Source organism: Hyphomicrobium sulfonivorans (assembly GCF_013306565.1).
Classification (GTDB): Bacteria; Pseudomonadota; Alphaproteobacteria; order Rhizobiales; family Hyphomicrobiaceae; genus Hyphomicrobium_A; species Hyphomicrobium_A sulfonivorans.
Window position 1 is genome coordinate 364,350 of the sequence record NZ_PZPO01000004.1, and the last position, 12,635, is coordinate 376,984.

The 12,635-nt window shown below is 62.5% G+C and carries 13 protein-coding genes and 1 pseudogene; 3 read left to right on the forward strand and 11 right to left on the reverse strand.

Features of this window, described 5'->3' with window-relative positions; genetic code table 11:
* Positions 1–287: 287 nt before the first annotated feature.
* The 10 genes and pseudogenes from C6Y62_RS09985 to C6Y62_RS10035 form a co-directional block, all read right to left on the reverse strand.
* Positions 288–809, reverse strand: a complete 522-nt coding sequence (locus C6Y62_RS09985) for a type II toxin-antitoxin system RatA family toxin (protein WP_173953790.1) — start codon at positions 807–809, stop codon at positions 288–290.
* A gap of 37 nt (positions 810–846) precedes the next feature.
* Positions 847–1,779: a lipoyl synthase gene (gene lipA / locus C6Y62_RS09990; RefSeq protein WP_173954013.1), complete on the reverse strand. Its 933-nt coding sequence runs from the start codon at positions 1,777–1,779 to the stop codon at positions 847–849.
* 99 nt (positions 1,780–1,878) lie between these two features.
* On the reverse strand, positions 1,879–2,151 hold the full coding sequence (locus C6Y62_RS09995; protein ID WP_068459248.1) for a GlsB/YeaQ/YmgE family stress response membrane protein: 273 nt from the start codon (positions 2,149–2,151) through the stop codon (positions 1,879–1,881).
* A gap of 148 nt (positions 2,152–2,299) precedes the next feature.
* The gene (locus tag C6Y62_RS10000; RefSeq protein ID WP_068463177.1) at positions 2,300–2,557 is read right to left on the reverse strand and encodes a GlsB/YeaQ/YmgE family stress response membrane protein; all 258 of its coding nucleotides are present in this window, start codon (positions 2,555–2,557) and stop codon (positions 2,300–2,302) included.
* A gap of 51 nt (positions 2,558–2,608) precedes the next feature.
* Positions 2,609–4,135, reverse strand: a complete 1,527-nt coding sequence (gene lpdA, locus C6Y62_RS10005) for a dihydrolipoyl dehydrogenase (protein WP_173953791.1) — start codon at positions 4,133–4,135, stop codon at positions 2,609–2,611.
* A gap of 581 nt (positions 4,136–4,716) precedes the next feature.
* A complete protein-coding gene (locus C6Y62_RS10015) occupies positions 4,717–5,235 on the reverse strand; it encodes a hypothetical protein (RefSeq protein ID WP_068463172.1) in 519 nt (172 codons plus the stop codon).
* Between the two features lie 369 nt (positions 5,236–5,604).
* Positions 5,605–6,579 (reverse strand): annotated as a pseudogene (locus C6Y62_RS10020) (2-oxo acid dehydrogenase subunit E2); the annotation flags it as partial.
* 87 nt (positions 6,580–6,666) lie between these two features.
* Positions 6,667–8,091, reverse strand: coding sequence for a pyruvate dehydrogenase complex E1 component subunit beta (locus C6Y62_RS10025; RefSeq protein ID WP_173953793.1), 1,425 nt, complete (start codon positions 8,089–8,091; stop codon positions 6,667–6,669).
* Between the two features lie 56 nt (positions 8,092–8,147).
* The gene (gene pdhA / locus C6Y62_RS10030; RefSeq protein ID WP_173953794.1) at positions 8,148–9,197 is read right to left on the reverse strand and encodes a pyruvate dehydrogenase (acetyl-transferring) E1 component subunit alpha; all 1,050 of its coding nucleotides are present in this window, start codon (positions 9,195–9,197) and stop codon (positions 8,148–8,150) included.
* A 185-nt stretch (positions 9,198–9,382) separates the two neighbouring features.
* Positions 9,383–9,703: an FtsB family cell division protein gene (locus C6Y62_RS10035; protein WP_338074475.1), complete on the reverse strand. Its 321-nt coding sequence runs from the start codon at positions 9,701–9,703 to the stop codon at positions 9,383–9,385.
* A 75-nt stretch (positions 9,704–9,778) separates the two neighbouring features.
* Between C6Y62_RS10035 and C6Y62_RS10040 the strand changes: the two genes are divergently transcribed.
* Positions 9,779–9,931: a hypothetical protein gene (locus C6Y62_RS10040; RefSeq protein WP_173953795.1), complete on the forward strand. Its 153-nt coding sequence runs from the start codon at positions 9,779–9,781 to the stop codon at positions 9,929–9,931.
* Positions 9,932–9,958: 27 nt separating this feature from the next.
* Here the strand turns inward: C6Y62_RS10040 and eno are convergent, their stop codons facing one another.
* The gene (gene eno / locus C6Y62_RS10045) at positions 9,959–11,248 is read right to left on the reverse strand and encodes a phosphopyruvate hydratase (RefSeq protein ID WP_068463162.1); all 1,290 of its coding nucleotides are present in this window, start codon (positions 11,246–11,248) and stop codon (positions 9,959–9,961) included.
* A gap of 149 nt (positions 11,249–11,397) precedes the next feature.
* Here eno and C6Y62_RS10050 point away from each other — a divergent pair, with 149 nt between their 5' ends.
* Together C6Y62_RS10050 and queC are read left to right on the forward strand one after the other, a co-directional pair.
* Positions 11,398–11,757, forward strand: coding sequence for a GFA family protein (locus tag C6Y62_RS10050; protein WP_173953796.1), 360 nt, complete (start codon positions 11,398–11,400; stop codon positions 11,755–11,757).
* 22 nt (positions 11,758–11,779) lie between these two features.
* The gene (gene queC / locus C6Y62_RS10055) at positions 11,780–12,484 is read left to right on the forward strand and encodes a 7-cyano-7-deazaguanine synthase QueC (protein WP_173953797.1); all 705 of its coding nucleotides are present in this window, start codon (positions 11,780–11,782) and stop codon (positions 12,482–12,484) included.
* Positions 12,485–12,635 lie beyond the last annotated feature (151 nt).

Consider the following 12,635-nt stretch of genomic DNA (forward strand, 5'->3'; position numbering starts at 1 on the left):
GCAGCTGTCGGCGCGTTGATCTCACGCATGTTTCGATCCACGCGCCCGTGAGGCGCGACTCCAGGCGATGCACGCGTTGACGCGATCATCGTCGTTTCGATCCGCACGCCCGTGAGGGCGCGACACGGCAGCATCGTCCCGCGTTGGCCGGCAGAGAGTTTCGATCCACGCGCCCTGAGGGCGCGACATCCCGCAACCTGCTGACGGGACTATCCGGCGGCGTGTTTCGATCCGCATGCCCGTGAGGGCGCGACAACGATAGCTAGTCCGACCGACACCGCTGGCATTCAGTTTCGATCCGCACGCCCGCGAGGGCGCGACGCGTCCTCGGCATCGGTGTTCGCCACCATCATAGTGTTTGGCGTGGCGGGATAAAGCGTGCGTGCCCGCGCCTCGAACGCATCGGTATATTTGCGCACCGCCTTATCGAACACCGCCCCCATCAGCAGCGACAGCATTTTGGATGCGAACGCGTAGTCGATGAAGAAGTGCACTTCGCAGCCGCCCGGAACATCGCGAAACCGCCAGCGATTGGTGAGACGCTGAAACGGGCCGTCGATCTTGACGACATCGATCTCGCGCGCGTCGGGGCGCAGCGTCACGCGGCTGGTAAACTTCTCGCTGATCTTTTGATAGCCCACCGCCATGATCGCGGTGATGACCTGCTCGGCACCGTTGTCCTGCCGCGCAGTTATCTCCAGCCGTTCGCACAGCGGCACGAACAGCGGATAGTGCTGCACGTCGGCGACGACAGCGAACATCTGATCGGCCGTGAACGGCATGCGCCGGGTGGTCTCGAACGTGGGCAAGAGAGGTCAGCTCCTTGAACTTAACTTCGCCGCCGCTTCAAAGGCGTGCCGTTGCTGCCCGGCGCGCCGCCTGCAACTTCGCGAAATCATCGCCCGCATGATACGACGAGCGCGTGAACGGGCTGGACGCCACCAGCGCAAATCCCTTGGCCATGCCGATCTGGCGCAACGACTGGAATTCAGCCGGCGGCACGAAGCGCACGACCGGTGCGTGGCGCGGACTGGGTTGCAGATACTGACCGATTGTCAGGAAGTCTACCCCGGCCGAGCGCATGTCATCCATGACCTGCATGATTTCTTCGCGCGTTTCGCCCAGCCCAACCATGATGCCGGACTTGGTGAAGACGTTGGGATCGATCTCCTTGGCCCGCTGCAGCAGCCGCAGCGAATGGAAATAACGCGCGCCGGGCCGTATCGAAAGATACAGACGCGGCACCGTCTCAAGGTTGTGATTGAAGACATCCGGTGCTGAGGCCAGCACGGTCTCCAGCGCACGATCCTTGCGCAGAAAATCCGGCGTCAGAATTTCAACGGTGGTTTGTGGTGAAGACACGCGCAGCGCCGAGATGACCCTGGCGAAATGCGCCGCGCCGCCATCGGCAAGGTCGTCGCGATCAACCGAGGTGATGACAATGTGGGTGAGGCCGAGATCCCCTGCCGCCTTCGCCACCCGCTCCGGTTCGAGCGGATCGAGCGGGCGCGGCATGCCGGTGCGCACGTTGCAGAAGGCGCAGGCGCGCGTGCAGGTGTCGCCCAGGATCATGAAGGTGGCGTGGCGCTTGGACCAGCATTCGCCGATGTTGGGACAGCCCGCCTCCTCGCACACGGTGGTGAGGCCATGGCGGCGCACGATATCGACGGTTTCGGCGTGGGCCCCCGGCCCCGGTGCGCGCACACGAATCCAGTCCGGCTTCGGAAGGCGCGCTCGCACCACACCGCCGCTGTCGGCGCTGGGCCGCGCGGGTGACATCTGCTCCGTGTTGGCGGTGGCGCTCAATGGACGATGCTCCGGCCTCAATCAACCCATGTTAGATTGGCACGGCGGCGATGCAAACCAACCCTCGATGCCTCAGCGGCCGATGATACGGGCCAGAACGATGATGAGAAGAGCGCCGATAGTCGATATCGCGATGAGATGCAGCCACGGGCTGTCGGTGAAATAGGGCAGGTTGAGCCATCCGGCCTGCACCAGTGCGCCGCCCACGAACGAACCCAGGATGCCGACGAATACATCGCGGATGATGCCGCCACGGCCGCCAAGCAGCAACGAGGCGATGAAGCCAGCGACAAAGCCGTTCAGCACCATCATGATCCATGGCGCATAGGCTGCGTATTGATCCATCACCTGTTCCCTCGCCCGTGCGTTGGGCCGTTGCTGATGCCGTAGCACTCAGGCCAGTCTAGAGCACAATCGTCCAGAGCGATCATGGGCCTTTTGGTGGTGCCGATGATTCACGCTTCGGACTGATAAGGTCCGAAACGATCATGGTCTAGGCAATAAGCCGCGCCAGCAGCACCACGATGACGGCACCGGCCGTGGCTGTCACGACCTCGGACAGAAACCGATTGTCGATGCCGAGATTGATTTTCAACGCATCGAACAGATAGCCGCCAACAAACGCGCCGACGATGCCGGTGATGAGATAGCGCAGGATGCCGCCGCCGCCACCCAGCAGAATGGAGGCGAGAAAGCCGGCGATGATGCCGACGATGGCAAAGACGATCAGCGCTCGTGTGTCGACGTTCATGTGTTTCTCCCTATTCCGGTTCGGCGGCGCAGGTGGTTGCGGACGGTGCCTCTACTTTTCCGGTGCTGGTCGGCCCGATGCAGGCCGCGATGGCGGAAGATGCAGCGCATGGCCATAGGCGTCCAGCACGCTCTCGCCCATCATCTCCGAAAGGGTCGGATGCGGGAAGACGGTGCGCATCAGATCTTCTTCGGTGGCTTCGAGCTGCATGGCAATGACGAAACCCTGGATGAGTTCCGTCACTTCATCGCCAACCATGTGCGCGCCGATAAGTTCTCCGGTTTCAGCATCGAAGATGGTTTTGACCAACCCCTCGCGGGCGCCCATTGCCAGCGCCTTGCCGTTGGCCCTAAACGGAAAGCGGCCGATCTTCAGCTTGCGGCCTGACGCTTGCGCTTTGGCCTCAGACATCCCGACGGATGCGATCTGCGGATGGCTGTAGGTGCAGCCGGGAATGCGCGCGCGGTCGAGCGGCTCGACCTTCAGCCCAGCGATTGCCTCGACGCAGATGACGCCTTCGTGCTCGGCCTTGTGGGCCAGCATAGGAGCGCCGGCGACGTCGCCGATGGCGTAGACGCCTTCGACATCGGTGCGGCTCAACGCGTCGGTGACGATGTGGCCGCGCTCCAGCTTTACGCCCAGCGCTTCAAGGCCCAGCCCTTCGACATTGCCGACAACACCGACGGCGGAGATAAGGCGGTCGGCGGTGATGTCCTCACGCTTGCCGTCACCGTGTTCGATGGTGGCGGTGATAGCGTCCTTGCCCTTGGCAACGGCTGCAACCTTCGCGCCAGTGATGATGCGGATGCCGGCCTTCTCGAACGCCTTGCGGGCGATTGCGGCGATCTCGGCATCCTCGGCGGGCAGGATCTGATCCAGCACCTCGACCACCGTCACGTCGCAGCCCAGCGCGCGATAGAACGATGCGAACTCGATGCCGATAGCACCCGATCCGGCGATCAGCAGCGAGCGCGGCACCTCGCGCGGCAGCATGGCCTCGAAGTAGCTCCAGATGCGGTCGCCATCCGGCTCCAGCCCCGGCAGCGCGCGCGGGCGGGCGCCGGTGGCGATGATGATGTTGCGAGCCTTGTAGGTGCCGGCGCCGAGCACGTCCTTGGGTGGCGGCGTTTCCGGCCGCCCCGTGGCGCTGGGGGGCGAAACTTCGATGCGGCCTGAGCCCAGCAGTTTGGCGTTGCCCCAGATGACATCGACGCCGTTCTTTTTCAGCAGAAAGCCGACGCCGGTATTCAACTCGCGCGAGACCTGACGCGACCGCTCAACCATGGCGGCGATGTCGATGCGCGGCTTGGCGTCGATGACGATGCCGAAAGCCTCAGCCTCGCGCACATCATGCAGGATGCCAGCGGAGCGGAGCAACGCCTTGGTGGGAATGCAGCCCCAGTTGAGGCAGATGCCGCCCAGGTGTGCCCGTTCTATGACAGCGGTGCGAAGGCCAAGCTGCGCAGCGCGGATGGCAGCCACATAGCCGCCGGGACCGGCCCCGATGACGATGACGTCATAGGTTGCGCCATCACCCGCTGCCTTATGCTCAGTGCTGCTCTGGCTGCTGCTGGCCATGGGGCGGGCGCCTTTCGCTATGTCGTCGAGCTACGGTACCGCAGTGTATGGCCACGGTCCGTTGCTGAAAACATTACGCCGCCGTGGGCAAGCCATGTGCGCGAGACAAACCGGCCGCGCGTGTCATCAAACGTGGCAGCGCGCGCCGAGGTATTTGTTGAGCAGACGGTTGTAGAGATCCGCCTTGTCTTTCTGGGCGCCAGACAGCTTCTGACCCGAGCTCTGACGCTCAACGAGGGCAGGCACGCCCTCCTTATCCAGCCGATTGAGATCGGCCCGGACGGACTGGCACGTATCGCCACCGCTCAATGCTTGAGGCCCTGGGTCTCCACCGGTTCCGGTATTACCCGCACAACCGGCCAGAACAACAAAGAGAATGCCCGCAGAGGCTCTCTTACAGGACCGCGCGCGCCGACCGTTACCTGACACCATGCCCTCCATCCCAAGGTTGGGAAGCTTCGGCGTTTTCACCACAGCCCAAACCCGCGTGCAAGCCCCCTGATTGCTGCCAGCATAAACAACCGTTGCGCCGTCTGCCATGCGACAGGACCGGCGCCCGGAAGTTAATCAGATGCAAATCATTACGGCGTTGAAGCAGCGGCGCTTTCACCCGGAACCTGTGTCCCGGTAGCCGCAGCCGTGCGCGCTGGCGATGCATCCGCCGATGCACTCTTGTCAGCTTGTGCATCCGACTTCTGCGTCGGCAGCGGCGGCGTTGCAGCGGCCTTTGTCGTGGCAGCCGCATCGGCCTTGGGCTCGATCTCCGCTACGTTGCGCGGCGGATAGCTGGAGCACTTAGCCTGGAATTCGGTATTGGCCTTGTTGAGTTCGTCGGCCTTGGCGAGGTCGCCGGACTTCAATTTGTATTTCTTGGCCGCCGCCTTGGAGACCTTCTCAGAGATGCCTTCGCTGTTCAGCGCCTCGATCTGGGAGGTCAGCGTAAGACAGAGGGCTTCTTTCGAGCGCGCCTCGGCCTGCTTGGTCTCATTGGCGGGGTTGATTGATCCGGTTGTGAAGCCGGAACCTAGGCTGCCGTCAGCGCAGCCAGATAGAAGACAGGCGAGCGCCGTCGCGACTAGGGCAGTTGAGCGCGCCATCATTTTGGGTTCACTCCAAAGGCTAGAGCCATCACCAAGGTACGCCCACACTGGTTTTTCGCTTCTAGTCCTCGCCTCGTACAGCGGCAAGCAACTGCCTTATTCTTATCGCGAATGACCGTTCACGGAATGGTCTTAGCTGGGGAAAGTCGCCAATGCGTGCTCTGGCGGCCACAGGTTGTAGCGCCCGCGATGGTGTCATCGGCGATCTGTGGCGTGTGTTTTGGCCGACTCACCCTAGCCGCCCGTCATGATTAGGACTGGCGTGGATCCCGACCGTCGGCGGGATGACGTGCAGAGGCGAATAGCCGGCTGTGCTCCGCAACGGCGCTGCGGACAGGTGATGGCACGGCGATAGTGCTGGCAGTGGCGCTAGACCAGCATGCGCACCGGGTCTTCCACGAAGGCCTTGAATGCCCGCAGCAGCTCCGCCCCGATTGCTCCATCGACGGCGCGATGATCGCACGACAGCGTGACATCCATCACCGTCGCCACTTCAACCGAATCACCCACGACGACCGGACGGCGATCGGCAGCACCCACCGCCAGGATGGTGGCGTGGGGTGGGTTGATGACGGCATCGAAGTTCTTGATGCCATACATGCCAAGGTTTGAGATCGACGTGGTGCCGCCCTGATATTCATGCGGCGCCAGCCGGCGCTTGCGCGCCCGCTCCGCCAGATCACGCATCTCGTTGGAGATCTCGGACAGCGACTTCATCTCGGCATGGCGGATGACGGGCGTGAACAGACCGCCCTCAACGGCGACGGCCACGCCGATGTCAGAATACTTGTGGCGCAGCATGCCCTCCTCCGTCCACGTGACGTTGGCATCGGGCACATGCTGCAGCGCGAGCGCCAGCGCCTTGATGAGGAAGTCGTTCACCGACAGCTTGTAGGCGCGCGGCCCTTCCGGCGGCGAGGATGCATTCATGCGCTCGCGGGCACGCATCAGTTCGTCGATGCGGCAGTCGATGGAAAGATAGAAATGCGGGATGGTGCGCTTGGCAAGCGTCAGCCGCTCGGCGATCACGCGCCGCATCTTGTCGTGCGGCTGGACTTCGTAGCTGCCCTTGTCATACAGCGCGAGCACGCTTTCATCGGGCATGCCCGATGGCGATGGCGGCTGTGGTTTCAGCTCTGCGGCCGTTGCGGATGGCGTCATCGCGCGGCTGGCAGTTGTATCAGGCGCCTGCTGTGCGGCCTGCGACTGCGATGCAGATGTCTGCGCCCCGCCCGCAAGCGCCTTCTCGATGTCGCGCTTGATGATGCGACCATGCGGCCCTGAACCGGCGATGGCATCCAGCGACAACGCGGCATCCTTGGCCAGCCGGCGCGCGAGCGGAGAAATTCTGCGGCGCGGTGCAGCGCTGTCGTTCGTTGTCGTGTTCGCAGCAGCGCCCATTGGCTTCTCCCTGCATGCGCCCTGCGCGCGTTAAAGATAAAGCACCGACTTGACCGCGGCGACCACCTGCTCCGCCGTCGGCAGCGCAAGCTTTTCAAGGTTGGCTGCATACGGCATCGGCACATCGGCACCGGACACCTTCGCCGGCGGCGCGTCGAGATCATCAAACGCCTGCATCGCAACCTGCGCGCAGATCTCCGATCCGATCGAACACACCGGCCAGGCTTCCTCGACCGTGACGATGCGATTGGTTTTGCGCACCGAGGCCAGCACCGTTTCCATATCGAGCGGGCGCAGCGTGCGCAGGTCGATGACCTCCACGTCGATGCCGTCCTTGGCCAGCATGTCGGCGGCGGCGAGCGCGTAAGTCATGCCACGTGCGAACGAGACGACGGTTGCATCCTTGCCGGCGCGGGCGATGCGCGCCTTGCCGATGGGCAGCACGAAGTCATCGCCCTTCGGCACATCGCCATGGGTGCCGTAGAGCATTTCGTTTTCAAGGAACACAATCGGATTGGGATCGCGGATGGCCGCTTTCAGCAGCCCCTTCGCATCGGCGGGCGTTGATGGCGCGATGACCTTGAGGCCGGGCACATGCGCATACCACGCCGAAAAGCACTGGCTGTGCTGGGCCGCAACACGGGCCGCCGCGCCATTGGGGCCGCGGAACACAATCGGTGAGCGCACCGTGCCACCCGACATGTAATGCGTCTTGGCGGCTGAATTGATGATGTGGTCAATCGCCTGCATGGCGAAGTTCCACGTCATGAATTCGACAATGGGTTTGAGGCCGGTGAACGCCGCGCCGACGCCGACGCCGGTGAAGCCATATTCAGTGATCGGCGTATCGATCACCCGGCGTTCGCCAAACTCTTCCAGCAGGCCCTGACTGATCTTGTAGGCGCCCTGATACTGGCCGACTTCCTCGCCCATCAGAAACACATCCGGGTCGCGGCGCATTTCCTCGGCCATGGCATCGCGCAGCGCTTCGCGCATCGTCTGCGAAACCATTTCAGTGCCGGGCGCGATTTCGGACGCATTCTGCGGCTCTGGGGCATGGGTCGCAGGGGCTTCGTCACGCGCAGGCGCTGTATTCTGCTGTGGCGCCTCCGTCGATGCGGATTGCTCTGGCTTTGACTGTGGTGGTTCCTGCGGCTGCTGTACGGACGGCGCGGCTTTAGCTGTGGGCTGAGCGCTGTCCGTTGCTGCTTCGTCCTCGCCTTCGATCAGCGCGATCGGCGTGTTGACCTTCACGCCTTCGGTGCCAGCGGGCACAAGGATCTTCGCCAGCCGACCGTCGTCGATCGCCTCCACTTCCATGGTGGCCTTGTCGGTCTCGATCTCCGCGATCACATCGCCGGACTTAACGCTCGCACCCTCGCTCACCAGCCACTTGGCCAGCGTGCCCTCCTCCATGGTGGGCGACAGGGCAGGCATCAGAACTTCAATCGGCATAGTGCGAGGCCCTGGGATCTGACGAAATCTGAAAAGCGGAACGGATGGTCATGCGCTCAGATGAGCACTTCGGTGGTCAACTGTGATGCGTCGGGTTCAGGATCGGACAGCGCGAAATCGGCCGCAGCGTTCACCTCATCGCGCACCTTGCGGTCGATTGCCTTCAGGTCGTCCTCGCTGACGCCATCGCCAAGCAGGCGCGCGCGGATCATCTCGATCGGATCGTGGGTTTCGCGCATGTGCTGCACTTCCTCACGCGTGCGATACTTGGCCGGATCGGACATGGAGTGGCCGCGATAACGGTAGGTCATCATCTCAAGGATGGTCGGGCCTTTGCCCTCGCGCGCGAACTGGATGGCGCGTGATCCGGCGGCCCGCACCTGCTCGACATCCATGCCGTCGACATGCTCGCCGGGAATGGCGAACGACAGGCCGCGCTGGGAAAGATTGGTGGTGGAAGAAGCACGCTCAATCGAGGTGCCCATCGCGTACTTGTTGTTCTCGACGATGAACACGACCGGCAGCTTCCACAGCTCCGCCATGTTGAACGCTTCGTACACCTGGCCCTGATTGGCGGCACCATCGCCAAAGTAGGCGACGCAGACGCGGTCGTTGCCGCGATACTTGTTGGCGAACGCAATGCCAGCACCGAGCGGCGCCGTGGCGCCGACGATGCCGTGGCCGCCGTAAAAGCCTTTGTCGGGCGCGAACATGTGCATCGATCCGCCCTTGCCCTGTGAGCAGCCGTTGCGCCGTCCGGTAAGCTCCGCCATCACGGACTTCAGCTCCATGCCGGTTGCGATGGTGTGGCCGTGGTCACGATAGGCGGTGATGACCTGATCGCCCGGCTGCTGCGCCATCTGCATGCCGACGACGACAGCTTCCTGACCGATGTAGAGATGACAGAAACCGCCGATGTGGCCCATGCCGTAAAGCTGGCCGGCTTTTTCCTCAAAGCGGCGGATCAGCAGCATCTGGCGATAGGCATCGAGGCGCTCATCGCGGGTGAAAGCTGCGGCAACGCCAGTAGCGGCGGCAGGCTGAGCAGCATCGCCGCCCTTCGCGGGCTTGGCGGATCGGGAGCGGGTGGCTTTTTCAGCGGCCATTTTGCAAGCAGCCCGTTGTTCAGCAGCCGGAGGTGGACCGGAATGGCCCATATGTTTGCGTTCGGATTCGGAGCCTACTAGAGGCACAGCGCAAACGCCAGAAGCGGCGCATCGCACCGCATCGATCCATGCAAAATCCGGATGATCGAATTGTATGCATCGCGCTGCATGCGATGCAGCAAGCATCAGCGCTGCGTTACGACCTGATCGTCCGGGCGCACGAAACCAAGCACCTCGCGGGCGATTTCTTCAACCAGATCGGGATCGGGTTTTTTAGCGCCCAGCAGAGCGACATCGCGCTCAAGGCGGGCTCGCACAGCTTCGAGGCTTTTGATCTCAAACTCCAACAAAGCTGATCGTTCAATCAGCCGAGATCGCGCCTCGAAGCCGTGCCTGCCATTGATCGCATGATGGGCGAAGTAGGCCGTTAAACCCAAGCAGAGAAGCAACACCGTCGCCTGCCGTGGCCTAGACCGTCGATCATGTTTTTTTGGCTGACGCAGCACTGGATTTTTTACGCTGCACTGAAATTGTGGACACCGCTGTTATGCCATGTGGTGCTTAATGGCTGGTAAAGCGCTGTGTCGATCGCGATGGCATTTGCTGATTTTTTCGTCGCCCGCAAAACAGCGCGCGAAAGTGCAGCGCTGCACACCGCATTTTTGAAGCGGCAAATCACTGCTCAAGCAGGCAAAATAAAACGCCGCTCCGGATGGTCTCCGAAGCGGCGCTGATGTTGTGAAGTGAAATGCGTCGCCCGATCAGGCGCCGGTGTAACCGCGAATGACGCTGCGGCCAGCGTACTTTGCGGTGTCGCCCAATTCACCCTCGATGCGGATGAGCTGATTGTACTTCGCCAGACGGTCCGAACGGCACAGCGAGCCGGTCTTGATCTGGCCAGCGTTGGTGGCGACGGCGAGGTCGGCGATGGTGGAATCTTCGGTCTCGCCCGAACGGTGCGAGATGACAGCGGTATAGGCGGCGCGCTGCGCCATCGACACGGCGTCAAGCGTTTCCGAAAGCGAACCGATCTGGTTGACCTTCACCAGGATCGAGTTGGCGACGCCAGCCTTGATGCCCTGCTCCAGACGCTCGGTGTTGGTGACGAACAGATCGTCGCCCACCAGCTGGCAGCGATCGCCGATGGCTTCGGTCAGTGCCTTCCAGCCGTCCCAGTCGTCCTCAGCCATGCCGTCTTCGATCGAGATGATCGGGAAGCGCGACACGAGGCTTTCCAGATACTGCACCATGGCGCCGGCATCGAGCGTCTTGCCCTCGCCTTCCAGCACGTACTTGCCGTTCTTGTAGTATTCGGTCGAAGCGCAATCGAGCGCCAGCATCACATCCTCGCCCGGTCGATAGCCGGCGGCTTCAATCGACTTCATGATGAAGCCCAGCGCGTCGTCGGCCGACTTGAGGTTCGGCGCGAAGCCGCCTTCGTCGCCGACCGAAGTCGAGTGACCGGCTTCCTGCAGCTTCTTCTTCAGGGTGTGGAACACTTCCGCGCCCACCCGCACAGCGTCGGCGATCGAATCCGCCGCCACAGGCATGATCATGAATTCCTGGATGTCGATCGGGTTGTTGGCGTGCGCGCCACCGTTGACGATGTTCATCATCGGCACCGGCAGCACATGTGCGCCAGCGCCGCCCAGATAACGGTACAGCGACAGACCGCGTGCAAGCGAGGCGGCACGGGCAGCGGCCAGCGACACACCAAGGATTGCGTTGGCGCCAAGGCGGCTCTTGTTGCTGGTGCCATCGAGATCGATCAACGCGGCGTCAATACCGCGCTGGTCCTCGGCGTCCATGCCGGCGAGCGCGTCATAAATCTCGGAGTTGACCGCAGCGACCGCGTTCTCAACGCCCTTGCCCTGATAGCGGGCAGGATCGCCGTCACGCAGCTCAACCGCCTCGTGCGCGCCCGTCGATGCACCGGACGGAACAGCGGCACGGCCCAGCGAGCCGTCTTCCAGCACAACATCCACCTCAACCGTGGGATTGCCGCGGCTGTCGAGAATTTCACGGCCGATGATATCGATAATGGCGGTCATGGTCGTTACCTTATTAGTTGCAGGCCGCAGTCGGGCATGGTGAGGTTCCGGCGCCTTTTAGCCCCTCTTTGGTAGATGCGCAAAGACCCGTTGCTGCCGCTTTGTTAAAGGGCGGCCTGCGGCGGGTTAGCCCAGGGAGCCGTCCACGCATGTCCGACACGAAAACCTACGCCGGAAGCTGCCATTGCGGCCAGGTTGCCTATGAGGTTGAAGCCGACCTCAGCCGGGTGATCTCGTGCAACTGTTCTATTTGCCGCAAGCGGGGGCTGCTGCTGGCCTTTGTTCCGGAAGGAAATTTCCACCTCGCGCAAGGCGCCGATGCCTTGACCGACTACACCTTCAACAAAGGCGTGGTGCATCACCTGTTTTGCAGCCGCTGTGGCGTCGGCGCATTTGGACGCGGCACGCGGCCCGACGGTGTGACAACCGTTGCCATCAATGTGCGCTGCCTCGACGGCGTCGACCTCGATGCACTCAACCTGCGCAAATTTGACGGCGCGAGCCTTTGATCCGGTGCAAGTCGAGGTTTCCATGACCGATCGCGATAACGCCGCACTGGTGCTGTTCTCCGGCGGGCAGGATTCAGCCGTCTGCCTTGCATGGGCACTGGAGCGGTACGACCGCGTCGAAACGCTTGGCTTCAATTACGGACAGCGGCATGTGGCGGAGTTGGCCCAGCGCGAAACGCTGCGCCTCGCGATGGCGGCTCTGAAACCTGCATGGCGCAAACGGCTTGGCGAAGACCACATGCTGGCGTTGCCGGAGCTGGGCCGCCTGAGCGACACCGCACTGACACGCGAGGCGGAAATAGAGATTTCAGCAGCTGGTCTGCCATCGACGTTCGTGCCGGGCCGCAACCTGATGTTCTTCACCTATGCCGCCGCCCTCGCCTATCGGCGTGGCATCCGCACGCTGGTGGGCGGCATGTGCGAGACGGACTTCTCCGGCTATCCCGACTGCCGCAACGACACGCTGCAGACTTTAGCCCAGGCACTCGCGCTGGGCATGGACGCGCCGTTCGTGATCGAGACGCCGCTGATGTGGATCGACAAGGCTGAGACCTGGGCGCTTACCGAAACCCTCGGCGGACAGCCGCTGATCGATCTGATCGTCGAGGAAAGCCACACCTGCTATCTCGGCGTGCGCACCCGACGTTACGAATGGGGATATGGCTGCAACCACTGCCCGGCTTGCGCCCTGCGCCGCAAGGGCTGGGAAGAATGGCGCAATCGGTAAAGCGCTTTCCGACGAGTGGCCCTTTGATGAGACCGATGATTCACGCTTCGGACGGATAGGGTCCGAAGCGATCATGGTCTAAAATCGCAGACGTCAGGTTGTCTGTCCTTTAATCGAAATAGGCATAAGTGAATGGGATATCCTGATCAGG